This is a genomic window from Xanthomonas axonopodis pv. maculifoliigardeniae, from assembly GCF_041519315.1.
In the GTDB taxonomy this organism is placed as follows: Bacteria; Pseudomonadota; Gammaproteobacteria; order Xanthomonadales; family Xanthomonadaceae; genus Xanthomonas; species Xanthomonas euvesicatoria.
The window spans coordinates 2726555-2742758 of the sequence record NZ_CP167998.1 but is presented as its reverse complement, the minus strand read 5'-3'; the positions used below and the strand labels follow the sequence as shown (position 1 = coordinate 2742758).

At 65.8% G+C, this 16204-nt stretch carries 12 protein-coding genes; 5 read left to right on the top strand and 7 right to left on the bottom strand.

Annotated features, from left to right (window positions below; genetic code table 11):
- Positions 1-72: 72 nt before the first annotated feature.
- The 3 genes from ACDH77_RS11980 to ACDH77_RS11970 all read right to left on the bottom strand — a co-directional run bounded on the left by ACDH77_RS11980 (position 73) and on the right by ACDH77_RS11970 (position 3961).
- On the bottom strand, positions 73-1377 hold the full coding sequence (locus ACDH77_RS11980; protein WP_011347805.1) for a DUF445 domain-containing protein: 1305 nt from the start codon (positions 1375-1377) through the stop codon (positions 73-75).
- A gap of 231 nt (positions 1378-1608) precedes the next feature.
- Entirely contained in the window at positions 1609-2463 is an 855-nt protein-coding gene (locus tag ACDH77_RS11975; protein ID WP_057681942.1) for a hypothetical protein, read from the bottom strand.
- A gap of 133 nt (positions 2464-2596) precedes the next feature.
- The gene (locus ACDH77_RS11970; RefSeq protein ID WP_372353463.1) at positions 2597-3961 is read right to left on the bottom strand and encodes an aspartate aminotransferase family protein; all 1365 of its coding nucleotides are present in this window, start codon (positions 3959-3961) and stop codon (positions 2597-2599) included.
- A 515-nt stretch (positions 3962-4476) separates the two neighbouring features.
- Between ACDH77_RS11970 and ACDH77_RS11965 the strand changes: the two genes are divergently transcribed.
- From ACDH77_RS11965 to ACDH77_RS11945, 5 genes are all read left to right on the top strand, one after another.
- On the top strand, positions 4477-6156 hold the full coding sequence (locus tag ACDH77_RS11965) for an OFA family MFS transporter (protein WP_008571350.1): 1680 nt from the start codon (positions 4477-4479) through the stop codon (positions 6154-6156).
- Between the two features lie 6 nt (positions 6157-6162).
- Entirely contained in the window at positions 6163-7008 is an 846-nt protein-coding gene (fdhD, locus tag ACDH77_RS11960; protein WP_029819644.1) for a formate dehydrogenase accessory sulfurtransferase FdhD, read from the top strand.
- On the top strand, positions 7005-9353 hold the full coding sequence (locus tag ACDH77_RS11955) for an FdhF/YdeP family oxidoreductase (RefSeq protein ID WP_372353462.1): 2349 nt from the start codon (positions 7005-7007) through the stop codon (positions 9351-9353). Before fdhD ends, ACDH77_RS11955 begins: the two co-directional genes overlap by 4 nt.
- Positions 9343-9621, top strand: coding sequence for a hypothetical protein (locus ACDH77_RS11950; protein WP_209261624.1), 279 nt, complete (start codon positions 9343-9345; stop codon positions 9619-9621). The genes ACDH77_RS11955 and ACDH77_RS11950 overlap by 11 nt, the downstream gene beginning before the upstream one ends.
- A 387-nt stretch (positions 9622-10008) precedes the next feature.
- Positions 10009-11289 (top strand): MFS transporter, encoded by a 1281-nt coding sequence (locus tag ACDH77_RS11945; RefSeq protein WP_029819642.1) that lies wholly within the window; start codon positions 10009-10011, stop codon positions 11287-11289.
- Between the two features lie 119 nt (positions 11290-11408).
- On the opposite strand, the gene ACDH77_RS11940 is transcribed toward ACDH77_RS11945, so the two are convergent.
- The 4 genes from ACDH77_RS11940 to ACDH77_RS11925 form a co-directional block, all read right to left on the bottom strand.
- Positions 11409-11870 (bottom strand): bacteriohemerythrin, encoded by a 462-nt coding sequence (locus ACDH77_RS11940; RefSeq protein ID WP_005915313.1) that lies wholly within the window; start codon positions 11868-11870, stop codon positions 11409-11411.
- 129 nt (positions 11871-11999) lie between these two features.
- Complete coding sequence (locus ACDH77_RS11935; RefSeq protein ID WP_011347797.1) at positions 12000-13298, bottom strand: diguanylate cyclase; 1299 nt, start codon at positions 13296-13298, stop codon at positions 12000-12002.
- 84 nt (positions 13299-13382) lie between these two features.
- Positions 13383-14702 carry an FAD-binding oxidoreductase gene (locus ACDH77_RS11930; RefSeq protein WP_209261622.1) on the bottom strand — a complete coding sequence of 440 codons (1320 nt, stop codon included), beginning with the start codon at positions 14700-14702 and terminating at the stop codon, positions 13383-13385.
- Positions 14699-16078, bottom strand: a complete 1380-nt coding sequence (locus tag ACDH77_RS11925; protein ID WP_209261621.1) for a glutamine synthetase family protein — start codon at positions 16076-16078, stop codon at positions 14699-14701. Before ACDH77_RS11925 ends, ACDH77_RS11930 begins: the two co-directional genes overlap by 4 nt.
- Between the last annotated feature and the right edge of the window lie 126 nt (positions 16079-16204).

The following is a 16204-nucleotide window of genomic DNA, read 5'->3' as shown; positions in this document are numbered from 1 at the left end:
CGATATCCGGCGGCTGTGTGCAGTCCCCCAAGCCTGCACGTCATTTTCGGATGGGCGATCGACGTTCCCGCATCAAAACGACAGCCAGATCGACAACGCGTGAAGAATCAGTCCGATCAGTCCACCGACCAACGTTCCATTGAACCGAATGTATTGCAGATCGCGTCCCACCCCCAATTCCAATTGTTCGACGAGGTGACGTTCGTCCCAACTTTTCATCGTCGACGCAATATGGTCGGTGACCGATGTGCGCAAGCGCGCGGTGAGTTTGTCGGCGGCCTGCAACATATGTTGATTGAGCGCTTCACGCAGCGAGGGATCCTGCGACAAGGCCCGGCCGAGCGATTGCATGGAACGCTCCACATGCGCGGCCATCGACGATTGTTCGCGCGCCAGGTCATTGCGCAGTGCGTCGCGAATTTCTCCCCATAACCCTTGCACGTAGTCCTGCAGTGCCGGGTGTTCGATGGCGCGTTGCTTGAGTTCTTCCACGCGCACGGCCATCTCCGGCTCGTCGCGCAAGCGCGTGATGTAGCCCTGCAGCCACGCTTCGTAGTCGAGCCTGATTGGATGCTCGGGCGTTTTGAGGATGTCCTGCAGTTCTTCGATCGCCGCACGCGCCATGCGGTCGGCCAGGCTGTCGCCGATCTCTTCGATCGGCTTGACCCAATTCACGGTGCCGACCAGCTTGGGCCATTCGCGGCGCGCGTAACGCACGATCAATGCAGACGCGCGCGTCTTGACCTGCTCCTGGTCCAGCCATTCGCCCAGCCGCAGCAGCACTTCATCCAGCAGCTTCTGGTGGCGGCCGTCGGTGGTGAGCAGGGCCATCACATCGCCGATGGTGGCGGCGGCGTTCCATTTGCGCAGGCGGTCGACCACGAAGCCTTGAATCGCGCGGCGGACGGCTGCCTCGTCGAGCAGTTCCAGCGCCTGCAGCATCCAGCCGCGCGTCATCTGCGCCAGCATGCGTGCCTGCTCTGGTTTGGCCAGCCAATCGCCCAGCCGGCTGGCGGGATCGAATACCCGCAGCTTTTCCATCAACGCATCCGGGGCGAGGAACTGGTCGCGCACGAACACTGCCAACCCGTCGGCCAGCCGTTCCTTGCCGCGCGGCAGGATGGCGGTGTGCGGGATCGGCAGGCCCATCGGGTGGCGGAACAGCGCCACCACCGCGAACCAGTCGGCCAATGCGCCCACCGTGGCCGCTTCGCAGAAGGCCGACACCCAGGCCCAGATGCCGTGTTCGCCCATCAGGTGGCTGATGACGAAGCCGGCGAACATTGCCAGCAACAAGGCCACCGCCAGCAGCTTCATGCGCTGCAACTGGGCACGACGAGGATCGATCGGACGGGGAGTGCTGAGACTGGGTTCCATCGGTGAAGTGTACCCAGTCGTTTGACCAGGGCATGTCCACGGCAGGTGGCGCCATCGCGTGTGCAGGTTGTGGCCGCGTCTTGCGTGCCTTGTGCTCCAGCTGCGCCTGGGTTGGGGCGACCCAGCGGCTGTTGCTGTCGCGGGAGCGCACCTGGGCGCGACGGGCTTTATCGGGAATGCCTGTCGCGCACAGGTGCGCTCCTACGTGCTGCTGTCGACTGTCGGGTGCACTCAGCCGCGCAGGCGTTCCAGCTGCGCCTGCAGTGCGGTCACCTTCGATTGCAGCGCGGCATTCTCGTTTTCCAGCTCGGTGACGCGGCGCTGCAGGGCCTTGATGTCGCGGCGTTCGGCTTCGCCACCTTCGGCCTCGTCGGCCTTGGGTTTGCGCTTGGCATCGCGTACACGCTTGGCGGCCTGTTTGAGTTCGGCCTTGCCGGCCTGCGCGGCGGCGCGTTGTTCGTCCTCCGACAGCGTGGCCACCGCAGCGGCGGCGCTGATCGAAATCTCGCCCGCCTTGACCGCCTGCACCACTTCCGGCGCGGCCTGCTTGTGGATGCGTTCGATCATCACCACCTGGTTGCTGCTCAGGCGCGCTTCGCGGGCCAGCTCGGCACGGCTGACCGGGGTAGAGGTTTCGTCCCACGGCGGGCTGTCGGTGTCGTCGGCGGTGTGCGTGCCGCTCTGCTCCAGACTAGTGTCCGGCTGGTCGCCGGCCACCGCCGGCCCTTCGGCAGCGGCGTCGGCGTCGCGCTGGCTGCGTTGGCGTGCGGCCAGGATCTCGCGCTTGCGCAACGCCAGTACGCCACGCTGGAAGTCGGACACGCTGCGCCGGCCCAGGTGCTGTTCGATCATCCACAGGTGCACGTCCTGCATGGACTGGAAGCGCGGGTTCTGCACCGTCTGGAACGGCAGCCCGTGTTTCTGGCAGATACCGTAGCGGTTGTGGCCATCCACCAGCACATCGCCCCACAGCACCAAGGCATCGCGGCAGCCTTCGGCCAGCAGGCTGCGTTCCAGCGCCTCGTGCTCGTCGGGCGTCAGCGGGTCGATATAGGCCTTGAGTTCTTCTTTGACAACGATGTTCATACGGCAACTGCTGGGATGCGGGGCGGGCATTGTAGTGAGCCGGCCCCGGCTTTGCGCGCTTGACGGCTGCCTGCATGCGTGACACGCGGGGCCCGTCGCCGGCGTTGCGGTCGTTGCCTATGGCCAGCCGAGCCTAGTCCACCTGGCGCAGCATCTTGCCCAGCGTCTCCACCATCTGCCCGATCTGCTCCGGGGTGACGATCAGCGGCGGTGACAGTGCGATGACATCGCCGGTGACGCGCACCAGCAGGCCGCCCTCGTGGAAACAGCGCTCGAAGACCTCGTAACCGCGCGCGCCCGGGGCGCCGTCGCGTGGTGCCAACTCGATCGCGCCGATCAGGCCGATGTTGCGGATGTCGATCACATGCGGCGAGCCGCGCAGGCCGTGCAGTGCGTCTTCCCACTGCAGGCCAAGCGTGATCGCGCGGGTGAACAGCTCTTCCTCGGCATAGGTGTCCAGCGTGGCAATCGCCGCTGCACAGGCCAGCGGGTGGCCGGAATAGGTATAGCCGTGAAAGAGCTCGATCGCGTTTTGCGGCCCGTGCATGAAGGCATCAAAGATCGCATCGGCCACCAGCACCGCGCCCATCGGCACGGTGCCGCTGGTCAGGCCCTTGGCGGCGGTGATGATGTCCGGGGTGACGCCGAAGCGCTGCGCGGCGAATGCGTCGCCCACGCGGCCGAAACCGGTGATCACCTCGTCGAACACCAGCACGATGCCGTGGCGGTCGCAAATGGCGCGCAACCGCTGCAGGTAACCTTCCGGCGGCAGGATCACGCCGGCCGAACAGGACACCGGTTCGACGAACACTGCGGCGATGGTGGATGCATCGTGCAAGGTGATCAGCCGTTCCAGATCGTCGGCCAGCTCCGCGCCGTGTGCGGGCAATCCACGCGCATAGGCGTTGCGCTGCAGATCCAGCGTGTGCCGCAGATGATCGGTACCGGCCAGCAGCGGACCGAACCACTTGCGGTTGTTGGGCAGCCCGCCGATCGACATGCCGCCGAAGCCGACCCCGTGGTAAGCCTTTTCGCGGCCGATAAAACGGGTGCGCTGGCCTTCGCCGCGCAGCCGGTGGTAGGCCAGCACGATCTTCATCGCGCTATCCACCGCCTCCGAGCCGGAGTTGGTGAAGAACACATGGCCCAAGCCGGGCGGGGCGATTGCGGCCAGCCGCTGCGCCAGTACGAAGGGCAGCGGAGAGCCCATCTGGAAGGTCGGCGCGAAATCCAGCGTGCCGGCCTGTTCGCGAATGGCGGCCACGATGCGCTCGCGGCCATGTCCTGCATTGCAGCACCACAGGCCTGCCGTGCCGTCCAGAATCTGGCGGCCGTGGACATCGCGGTAATGCATGCCCTGCGCCGAGGCCAGCAGGCGAGGCCGTGACTTGAACTGGCGATTGGCGGTGAACGGCATCCAGAAGGCATCCAGCTGCGTCGGTGCCTGCAGCGCATCGGCGGCATCGCTGGGAAGGTGGAGGGGCATGGCAGGCTCCATCGTGCAGGATCGCCCGACTGTACGCAGCTGGCGCCTCGGCCGTCACCTGACAGGCCGGCAGGCGCACAGGAGTAGCAGGCGCATCGTGCGTATTCCGGTCGAGCGACACCAGGACCGGATGATGCCGGCACCCGCCACAGCGCTGCGCGTGCAGCCGGCGCGGGGACGGGTTTCGCGACGCGGTTGGCGAAGTGCAGACAGACTAGTCAATTAGTCGCAGCTGCGGCCGCTAACACCAAGGCACGCTTACGTGACATGGGTATGGGCGGCGCTTTGCAACACTGCAGGGCGCTGGCAAGCATTGCAAACAGGCAGGGATCGCCGATGATGCGCCAGACGACCGCCAGTTGGGCCTGGTCGGTGTCGCTGCCCATATCGCAACGCGTTATTTGATTGCAGCTATCAATCGTATTCGGAACGGCCGACAGGACGTCGCCATCGCCCGCCAGGCGTTGGTGGTAGTCCTGTCAGCCGTGTTTTCGCAGTTCATCGTTGGTTTTTTGGGGGAAATGAGAATGACGCAAGGGTCCACCGTGGCGACAGCCAGCGGCGCAGACGCCGGTTTACTGTCCAAGGAGCGCATCATTGCGCGGCCGGGGTTCAATCGTTGGTTGGTACCGCCGGCAGCACTGGCGATCCACCTGTGCATCGGCATGGCCTACGGCTTCAGCGTGTTCTGGCTGCCGTTGTCCAAGGCGCTGGGCATCACCGAGTCGATCGCATGCCCGGCCGATATGGGCCTGTTCGCACGCATGGTGGCCACCACCTGCGACTGGAAGATCAGCGAGCTGCAGTGGATGTACACGCTGTTCTTCGTGCTGCTGGGGTGCTCGGCAGCGATCTGGGGCGGCTGGCTGGAACGGGCCGGCCCGCGCAAGGCCGGCGTGGTCTCGGCGCTGTGCTGGTGCGGCGGGCTGGTGATCTCGGCAGTCGGCATCCACTTCCATCAGATCTGGATGCTGTGGCTGGGCTCGGGCGTGATCGGCGGCATCGGCCTGGGGTTGGGCTACATCTCGCCGGTGTCGACGCTGATCAAGTGGTTCCCGGACCGACGCGGTATGGCGACGGGCATGGCGATCATGGGCTTTGGCGGCGGCGCGATGATCGGCAGCCCCTTGGCCGATGCGCTGATGCGCCATTTCGCGACCCCCACCTCGGTGGGCGTAATGGAAACCTTCCTGGTGATGGCGGCGCTGTACTTCGTCTTCATGATGGCCGGCGCGTTCGGTTACCGCGTGCCGCCGAGCGGCTGGACCCCGGCCGGCTGGACCGCGCCGGTGGCCAGCAGCAACGCCATGATCACCGCCAACCACGTGCACGTGAAAAAGGTCTGGGGCATCCCGCAGTTCTGGTTGCTGTGGGGCGTGCTGTGCCTGAACGTCTCGGCCGGCATCGGCGTGATCGGCATGTCCTCGCCGATGTTGCAGGAAGTGTTCGGCGGCCGTCTGATCGGCGTGGATGTGGGCTTCGCCAGCCTGGATCCCACCCAGCTGGCCAGCATCGCGGCCATCGCGGCCGGCTTCACCGGTCTGCTCAGCCTGTTCAACATCGGCGGCCGGTTCTTCTGGGCCAGCATGTCCGACAAGCTCGGCCGCAAGAACACCTACACGCTGTTCTTCGTGCTGGGCATCTGCCTGTATGCGGCGGCGCCGTCGGCTGGCGGTATTGGCGGCATCGCGCTGTTTGCGGGCATCTTCTGCATCATCCTGTCGATGTACGGCGGCGGTTTCGCCACCATTCCGGCGTATCTGGCCGACCTGTTCGGTACCCAGATGGTCGGCGCCATCCACGGCCGGCTGCTGACTGCCTGGGCAACCGCCGGCATCCTGGGTCCGGTGGTGGTGGGTTACATGCGCGAGTACCAGCTGGCGCACGGCAGCCCGCCGTCACAGGTCTACAACACCACCATGTACATCCTTGCCGGCATGCTCGTGCTCGGCCTGATCTGCAATCTGTTGGTGCGCCCGGTGGCCGCACGTCACTTCATGACGCCCGACGAACTGGCACGCGAAAAGCAGCTGGCGCACGAAAAGGTCGACCGCACCGGGCACGGCACGATTCCACCGGAACAAATGGCGCGCATCGGTCATGGCGGCAACCCCGCGCTGGTCGCGTTTGCCTGGCTGGCGGTGGGTATCCCGATGCTGTTCGGTATCTGGGTCACGCTGCAAAAAGCCTTCGTGCTGTTCCATTGAGGTGAGATGACCAGTCCGTCTTCCCGCGCCGTGCGTCCGGGCAGTGTGGTACGCACGGTCCGTCGCCATCGCGGCGGCCGCAGCGCCACGGTGCAGGACATGGTGGCGGCCGAAATGCCGGTCGCCTTCATCTACAACGGCGTGCCGTTCGCGGTGATGATGGCCACGCCGGAGGACCTGGAGGATTTCGCACTTGGGTTCTCGTTGAGCGAAGGCATCGTCGATCACGCGCAGGACTTGCGCGTGATCGCGGTGGAGACGTTTTTGGAAGGCGCTTCGCTGCAAATAGAAATCCCGCCCGAGCGCGCAGCCGCGTTGGACCAACGGCGCCGCAATCTGGACGGGCGCAGCGGGTGCGGGGTGTGCGGCAACGAGTCCATCGAAGCGGTGCTGCGTGTGCCGCCGGTGCTGCACTCGTCGCTGCAGATCGACGTGGATGCCTTGGCGCATGCGCTGGATGCGCTGCATGCACGGCAGCCCATCGCCGCGCAGACCGGCGCCGTGCACGCGGCTGCTTGGGCCGATGCGCAGGGCAATGTGCAGCTGGTCCGCGAAGACGTGGGCCGGCATAACGCGTTGGATAAATTGATCGGTGCATTGGCGCGCGCGCGCATCGATGCATCGCACGGGTTCGCGGTGGTCACCAGCCGCGCCAGTTACGAAATGGCCATGAAAGCCGCGCAGGCCCGAATTCCGCTGCTCGCAGCGATTTCGGCGCCAACTGCGCTGGCGATCAGCCTGGCCGAGAGTGCGGGACTGACCCTGATCGGGTTTGCCCGCGATCACGATTGTGTCGTTTACAGCCATCCGCAGCGCCTGGATCTGGGCGTTGCGGTGGGAGAGCCCGCATGAGCAAGAAAACCATCAAGCAATACGACAATCCCGCGGGCGGCTGGGGCGCATTGCGCTCGGTGGCCAAGCACCTGATGGAACAGGACATCGCCGTGCAGGGCGCCAAGACGCTGCTGCACGCCAACCAGCCGGACGGTTTCGACTGCCCCGGTTGTGCCTGGCCGGATCGCGACCACACGTCCACGTTCGAATTCTGCGAAAACGGCGCCAAGGCCGTGGCGGCCGAGTCCACCGCACGTCGCGCCGGGCCGGAGCTGTTCGCTTCGCACACCGTCAGCCTGCTGTCGCAATACAGCGATTACTGGTTGGAAGGGCAGGGTCGCCTGACCCACCCGATGCGCTACGACGCTGCGACCGACCACTACGTGCCGGTGAGCTGGGACGATGCCTTTGCGCAGATCGCGCGGCATCTCAATGGCCTGGCAACGCCGGATGAGGCGATCTTCTACACCTCCGGGCGCACCAGCAACGAGGCAGCGTTCCTGTATCAGTTGTTCGTGCGCGAGTTCGGCACCAACAATTTCCCCGATTGCTCCAACATGTGCCATGAGCCCTCCGGCACCGCGCTGCGGTCGCAGATCGGCGTGGGCAAGGGCACGGTGTCGCTGCACGATTTCGAGCTGGCCGACGCCATCTTCATCTTCGGGCAGAACCCGGGCACCAATCATCCGCGCATGCTGGGCGAGTTGCGTCAGGCCTCCAAGCGCGGTGCGGCGATTGCGGCGTTCAACCCGCTGCGCGAGCGCGGGCTGGAAAAGTTCGCCGACCCGCAGGACAAGCTGGAGATGTTGCACAACGGCTCCACGCGCATCGCTTCGGATTATTTCCAGCTCAAGATCGGCGGCGACCTGGCTGCGGTGAAGGGCATCATCAAGCACGTGCTGGAGCGCGATGCGCAGGCGCAGCGCGATGGCACGCCGCGCTTGCTGGACCTGGAGTTCATCCAGGCGCACACCGCCAATTTCGAGGCGTTTGCTGCCGACGTGCACGCGGAGCGCTGGGACACCATCGTCGAAGAATCCGGGCTGGACGAAACCGCGCTGCGCAAGGCCGGCGAGATCTATCTCAATGCCGAGCGCGTGATTGCCTGCTGGGGCATGGGCATCACCCAGCACAAGCATTCGGTGGCGACCATCCACATGATCACCAACCTGCTGCTGCTGCGCGGCAACCTGGGCCGGCCCGGCGCGGGCGTCTGCCCGGTGCGCGGGCACAGCAACGTGCAGGGCGACCGCACGATGATGATCTATGAAAAGCCGCCGGCCGCGTTCCTGGACAAGCTGCAATCGGTGTTCGGTTTCGCGCCCCCGCGCGCAGACGGGTTCGATACCGTGGGTGCGATCGAGGCGATGCTGGATGGGCGGGGCAAGGTGTTCTTCGCGATGGGCGGCAATTTTGCTGCCGCCACGCCGGATACCGATGCCACGCACCGCGCGTTGCGCAACTGCGAATTGACCGTGCATGTCACCACCAAGCTCAATCGCAGCCACCTGGTGCATGGGCGCGATGCGTTGATCCTGCCGTGTCTTGGGCGCACCGAGATCGACATCCAGGATGCCGGCGCACAAGGCGTGACGGTGGAAGATTCGATGAGCATGGTGCACCTGTCGGCCGGCATCAATCCGCCGGCCTCGCCGGACCTGCTGTCGGAACCGGCGATCGTGGCGCGCATGGCCGAAGCCACGCTGGGCGCACGCAGCGCGATCCGCTGGCGCTGGCTGGTGAGCGATTACGACCGCGTGCGCGATCTCATCGCGCAGGTGTTTCCGGACTTTGCCGGGTTCAACGAACGCGTGCGTACGCCGGGTGGGTTCCGTTTGTCCAACACCGCCCGCGATCGCCAATGGGTGACGCCGGAACAACGTGCCGTGTTCAAGTCGCATGCGGTGCCCACCGACAATCCCATCCACCGCGCGCGCCGCAGCCACGCCGAGCAGATGGTGTTTACGCTGGCCACCACGCGTTCGCACGATCAGTACAACACCACCATCTATGGGTTGGACGACCGCTATCGCGGTGTGTTCGGCGAGCGCCGCGTGCTGTTCATCAATGGGGCGGATATCGCGGCGTTGAACATGAAGGCGGGCGATTGGGTGGACCTGGAAAGCCTGTGCGAGGACGGCGTGCGCCGCGAGGCGCGGCGTTTCCTGTTGGTGGACTACAACATCCCGCGTGGCTGCCTGGCCGCGTACTACCCGGAAACCAATGCGCTGGTGCCGTTGTCCAGTTTCGCCGACGAGGCGCGTACGCCGACCTCCAAGTCGATTCCGGTCATCGTGCTGCCGCACCGCGCCGAAACCGCCGATGCGGCGCCGCGCGATATCGGAGCAGTGCTTGTCCGCTGATCCACAGCTCACCTCACAGCTGTTGCATGCGCTTGCCGACGCGCCCGATGGCGTGTCGCTGGCCCGGCTATGCAAGCACCTGGGCGTGCGCATGAGCGTGCTGCTGCGCACGCTCGCCTGGTTGGGGACGGCGAACCTGGACGGCCAGCCGGGTCCGGATTGGGTGCGCGTGGAAGATCGCGGCGAGCGGCAGTTTGCAGTACTGACGCCGGTTGGTTTGGCCGAGCATGCGCAGCGATCAGCTGCGCAAACGTTGCAGGGCGGTTGAGCGAGCTTCCCGCTGCTTGATTGAAGCTCTGCAGACCGACCAATTCAACTGGTCCTTGCCGGCCCATCGTCGCGGGACCCTTGGCGGCATGGGTGCCCGCCACGGAGCCTACAAGTGCGTACCTGCGGCGTGTCCTGCGATGGTGGGCGCGCAAGGGCCTGCAGCAAACGCGAAGACCTCGCACCTTGCAGGCTGAGCAGTTGACGATCTCCGGCTACGCGTTGCCGGACACCTCTCCTCTGCGAACGCGTCTGCTCCAAGACGAGTCGGGCGCGATCCACAGCACCATCGGTCACGCCTGCAACTTTTTGCTCCCGCCTGGCCTGCGCAAAGCAGTGCCGCGATCTGCCAGAATCGGCCGTCTTGCTTCCCGGATGCCGATCAACCATGACTGCCGCTGCGCCGCTTGCCGCACCCACCAATTCACCTGCGCGCGTGCTGTTCGCCAGCCTGATCGGCACCACCATCGAGTTCTTCGATTTCTATATCTACGCCACCGCCGCAGTGCTGGTGTTTCCCACGCTGTTCTTTCCCGCCGGCGATGGCAGTGCGGCGATGCTGCAGTCGTTGGCGACCTTTGCGGTCGCGTTTGTTGCGCGGCCGGTGGGCTCGGCGGTGTTCGGTCACTTCGGCGACCGGGTAGGGCGCAAGGCCACGCTGGTGGCAGCGCTGCTGACGATGGGTTTGTCCACCGTGGCCATCGGCCTGCTGCCCAGTTACGCGCAGATCGGCGTGTTTGCGCCTGCGTTGCTGGCGTTATGCCGCTTCGGCCAGGGGTTGGGCCTGGGCGGCGAGTGGGGCGGGGCGGTGCTGCTGGCCACCGAGAACGCGCCGCCGGGCAAGCGGGTGTGGTACGGCATGTTTCCGCAACTGGGCGCGCCGCTGGGGTTCTTGTTGTCCACCGGCACCTTTCTGGGCATGGGCGCAGTGCTGGACGATGCGCAGTTCATGCAGTGGGGATGGCGCGTGCCGTTTCTGGCCAGTGCATTGCTGGTCCTGACGGGGCTGTGGGTGCGCCTGAGCATCACCGAGACGCCCGATTTCCAGAAGACGCTGGACCGCAAGACGCGTGTCCGGCTGCCGCTGGGCACCGTGGTCGCGCAGCATTGGCCGGCGCTGATTGTCGGCACGCTGGGCGCGTTCGCCACCTTCGTGCTGTTTTATCTGATGACGGTGTTCGCGCTCGGCTATGGCACCAAGACGCTGGGCTACGACAAGGAACAATTCCTGTTGTTGCAGATGGCCGGCATCGTATTTTTTGCGCTCGGCATTCCGCTGTCGGCCAAGTTTGGCGACCGGCACGGCGCGCCGCTGGCGATGATGCTGGCCAGCATCGCCATCGTGGCATTCGGCCTGGCGTTTGCGCCGCTGTTTCAGGCCAGTCACCCGTTGCAGGTGCTGGCGTTCCTGTCGCTGGGATTTTTCTTCATGGGCCTGACCTATGGTCCCTGCGGCACGTTGCTGGCCGAGCTGTATCCCACCGAGGTGCGCTACACCGGCGCATCGCTGTCGTTCAATCTGGCCAGCATCCTGGGCGCGGCGCCGGCGCCCTACGTGGCCACGCAACTGGCGGCCAGTTACGGCGTGCAATCGGTAGGGTATTACCTGGGCGGGGCGGCCGTGCTGAGCCTGATGGCGCTGGTCGTGGCGCGGCGCTGGCGTCGCTGAGCGGCAGATCGCAACGGTTGATGGAGTCTGCGATCGTGCAGCAACGCGGCGGCCCACGATGACGCGATGGCGTGCGCGCTTCGGTGCGCTGCTGCAGAGCCGAGGCGTTGATCTGGCTGCTAGCCGAAGATCCGCTTGAGCGTGCGGCCCAGCCAGCCACCATGCTGATGTGTGCGCGAAAACCGGTCCAGGTGTGCGATCACCTGTGGTGCGTAGGCCTGATCGTCACCGCGAATATGGTTGAACAGCCAGCGTGAGAGCATGTTGCGCAGTTCGTCGCTGACGTCTTCGCCGGCCTGGAAGCGCAGGCGGTATTCGCCGACACGCTTGCCGAACACCGCATGCACGCGCTGGTGCGCCTGGCTGAAGGGATAGCCGGCTTCCTGCATCAGTTCTTCTTCGAAGGCGAAGTGCGAGAGCGTGTAATCGATCAGTTCGTCGATCACCTCCGCCACTGCCAGTTGCTGCAGACTGGTCTGCGCAACATGCAGCTGATTGATCATGTCCACAATGCGCCGGTGTTGATGATCGATGACCTCGATCCCGGTGTTGAGGTCGTCCTGCCAGACCAGCAGTGCCATCGAAGTACCTTGCCCAATGCGATGGGCATACGGTAAGCCGCGCGCGCCGGCAGTGCGTTGATCTGGATCAAGGCATGTCGGCAGGCGCGTCATCCGCACGCGTCGCTTGGGCCTGCAGGCGACGCTGGATCAGCTTGCCAGACGCACCTGGTTACGGCCGCCGGCCTTGGCCAGATACAGGTGCTTGTCCGCTTCGTTCAGCAGGTAATGCAGCGATTGGTCGCTTTCGCTGGCGATGCATACGCCGATGCTCACCGTCATGCTCAACGTCTCGTCTCCCACGCGCACGCGCAAGGCGCTGATGCGTTCGCGCAGGGTTTCGAAATAGCTGGTGGCATTGGCCGCATCCAGCCCGGGCACCAGCAGGCAGAACTCTTCGCCGCCGAAGCGTGCGACCAGGTCTTGCGGCCGCGCATGCCCGGACACCGAAGCGGCCACCGCACGCAACGCCTGGTCGCCGGCTTCGTGGCCCCAGGTGTCGTTGATGTGCTTGAAATGGTCGATATCCACCATCGCCGCGGTCACCGTCTGGTCCTGCAACAGCAGCTTGGGAATGACGCGCTGGCTCTGTTCCAGAAAGTAGCGCCGGTTGGGCAGGCCGGTGAGGAAGTCGCGGGTGGCCAGATCCTGCAGCGTGCCGATCAGTTCCAACTGGTCCACGTTTTGCGATACGCGGCAGAAGAATTCTTCGCGCGAGAAGGGTTTGCGCAGGAAGTCGTTGGCGCCGTTCTTCAGGAAACGCGGAATCAACGACGAATCGCTATTGCCGGAAATGCCGATCACCGCCACCTTGTCGCGCGAGCGGATCGCGCGCAGCCGGCGGGTGAATTCCACGCCATCCATCCCAGGCATTTCCTGGTCGACGATGGTCAGGCGGATGCCGGGGTCGCGTTCGATGGCGTCCAGTCCGGCAGCGCCGTCGGCCGCCAGCACCACGCGGTAGCCGTACATGGACAGCAGCGCGCCGGCATAGGTGCGTGCCGACAGCGAGTCGTCCACCACCAGGGCGGCGATCCGGCGATTGCGCTCCAGGCGCTGCACCAGCCATGCCAGGTATTCGATGCTGCCCGGTGCATTTTTCAGCACGTAATCGATGATCTGCTGCTGCAGCACGCGCTGGCGCAGGTCTTCGTCGTACACGCCGCTGACCACCACGGTGGGCAGTTTGCGCGAGAGAAAGAATTCCACGACCTTGTCGCGGTCGCCGTCCACCAGTACCAGGCCGGTGAGGACCAGGAACCAGCCGTCCTCTTCGTCGAGCACGCGCGCGGCTTCGGCCAGGGTCGAGACGACCGTGACCGGGAGTTCCACGCGTTGCTCGATGGCTTCGCGCAGCATGCTGGTGAACGTGCGCGAGTTCTCCACCAACAGCACGCGCTGCGGCAGGACTGCACTTTCACTATTGCGATGTAGGGTACCTGGGGACATCGGCTGGCCGTCTGGATCGAACCGTCAGGTCAGCTAACGGCCCTGCTCGCCAAAACTTGAGCACCACGTTCCAAAGCGTGGCGCTCACCACAGCGCATCGCGCAGCCGATACCAGCTCATCGCCGCCACCAGCAGCGGGGTCCGTAGCCGCTGCCCGCCGGGGAACGGGCGGTGCGGAATGCGTTCGAACACGTCCAGACGCCGGCTCTGGCCGGCGATGGCCTCGGCAATGACCTGGCCGGCCAGGCCGGTGGCCGCCACGCCATGTCCGGAAAAGCCCTGTGCGAAGTACAGATTGGGCGCCAGCCGGCCCCAGTGCGGCGCACGGTTGCGCGAGATGTCCACGTAGCCGCCCCACAGCGTTTCCAGCGGTACGTCGTGCAGCTGCGGGAATACCGTATGCATGCGCTGGGTCATCAGGCGCTGCAAGCCCGCAGGCGGACGCGAGGAGTAACTGGCGCGCCCGCCGAACAGCAGGCGGTGATCGGCACTGAGCCGATAGTAATCCAGTGCCCAGTTGGTATCGGCCACCGCCATGTCGTTGGCGATCAGGGCGCGTGCACGCGCCTGGCCCAGCGGCGGCGTGGCGCCGACATAGGTGCCGACCGGCATGATGCGCTGCTCCAGCGTCGGGGCGATGCCGCGCAGCAGTGCATTGCCGGCGATCACACCGAACGCGGCAGTCACGTTGCCGTGGGCGGTATGCATCACCACGCGCGCGCCGGGCCGCTGCCTGGTCACGGCCGAGTCCTCGTAGATGCGCACGCCGGCGGCCAGCGCGGCCCGCGCCAGGCCCAGTGCATAGGCCAGCGGCTGCAGATGGCCGCTGGCAGGGTCGAACATGGCGCCCAGGTACAGCGGGCTGTCCAGCACCTGGCGGGTGCGTGCGCGGTCCCACCATTGCAGCGGGTAGTCGTAGCGTTCGGCCATGCGCACGATGCCGTGTTGCAGCGCCTGCACCTGACGCGGCTTCAGCGGCACATGCGCGTGGCCGTCGCGCCAGTCGCAGGCGATGGCATGGCGCGCGATGCGCTCCCGCAACAGGCGCATGCCGTCGCGCGAGAAATCGAACAACAGGCGAGCATCGTCGTTGCCGACCAGCGCTTCCAGCGTTTCCTGCTCGCACCCATAGCCAACGATGGCTTGGCCGCCATTGCGCCCGGACGCGCCCCAGCCCACACGCCGGGCTTCCAGCACGATGACGGCGTAACCGGCCTCGGCCAGCGCCAGCGCGGCGGCGAGGCCGGTATAGCCACCGCCGAGAATGCAGACGTCGGCGTGCTCGGCGCCTTGCAGGCGCGGTTGTTGGGGCAGGGCCGGCGTGCTGCGTGCATACCAGCTGTCCGGATACCGGTTGCCCGCTGAATCGCTGTGCGGCGGTGGCGCGTGGGGGGAAGCCATCACACGGTGCGCAGGTACCGCGCGTAATCCAGGTCGGGGACCTGCGCCTGGTAGTCGAGCAGCTCGCGTTGCTTCTGCTGGCCGAATACGTGCTGGAACTGCATGCCGAACTGCTCGGCGATGAAGTCGCTGCCGAGGAACGCATCCACCGCGCCTTGCCAGCTGCGCGGGGTGGACACCGACTGCGCGTACGCATTGCCGGTGACCGCCGCGGTGGGTTCGGCCGGCTGCCGCAGGCCGTCCAGCATCGCGGCCAGCACGGCTGCAGCGGCCAGATACGGGTTGGCATCGGCACCGGCAATGCGGTGTTCGATGCGGGTGTTGTGCGCATCGCTGTGCGGGATGCGCAGCGCCACGGTGCGGTTGTTGAAACCCCAGCTTGCATCCAGTGGCACGAACGCGTTGCTGACGAAGCGGCGATAGCTGTTGGCATGCGGGGCGAACATCAGGAGCGAGGCATCCGCATGCCGCTGCAGCCCGGCGATGGCGTGGCGTAGCGGCTGCGCAGGCGCGTCGGCGGCGCTGGCCAGCACGTTGTGCCCGGCGGCATCGAGCAGGCTCACATGCAGATGCAGGCCGCTGCCGGCCTGGCCGGGGAAAGGCTTGGCCATGAAGCTGGCCAGCTTGCCCTGCTGCTGCGCAATGGCTTTGATGGTGCGCTTGAGCAGAATTGCCTCGTCGCAGGCGGCCACCGCATCGGCACGGTGGTGCAGATTGATTTCGAACTGGCCGGGAGCGTACTCGGCCACGGCGGTGTCGGCCGGAATGCCTTGCTGTCTGCAAGCGGCGGTGACCGCATCGGTAAAACCACGCTGGTCGTCCAGATCCTGCAGCGAATACACCTGCGTGCTGTCGCTGCGTTCGCCGGTGATCGGGTCGCGCGGGGTCTGCGGGCGCCCCTGTGCATCGGCGATGGCGTCGAACAGGTAAAACTCCAGCTCCACTGCGATGACCGGGGTCAGGCCGAGTGCGCCAAACCCCTGCAACACGCGCTGCAACACCGCACGCGGGGCGACTTCGAACAGCGCGCCTTCGGGGGTATGCATCGCCAGCAGCAGTTGCGCCATCGGCCTTGGCGCCCAGGGCACCGGGCGTAGCGAGCCTTCGATCGGCCGGCAGATGCGGTCGGCGTCGCCGATCGCGTAGCCAAGCCCGGTTTCTTCCACCGTGTTGCCGGTAATGTCGGTGGCGATCAGCGACATCGGCAGGCACACGCCCTCGCGATACACCTTGCCCAGGGCCTCGGCGGTCACCCGCTTGCCGCGCAGCACGCCGTTGGTGTCGGGCAATAACAGATCGACAGACTCGCACCCGGCGATGCGAGAGAGGGTGTGGGCATCGGCAGCCGGCAGGGAGGCGATGGAGTTTTCGGAAGCCATGGGCAACACCTGCGAAGTCGCCACGCAGCGTAGCAAAGCGCGCGTGAGTAATCGCAAGCGCAGTGGCACGCTTGGCAATGCCGGCAATGGCGCGGTAACTTCGAGCGTATCGACGTTCCACCGAAC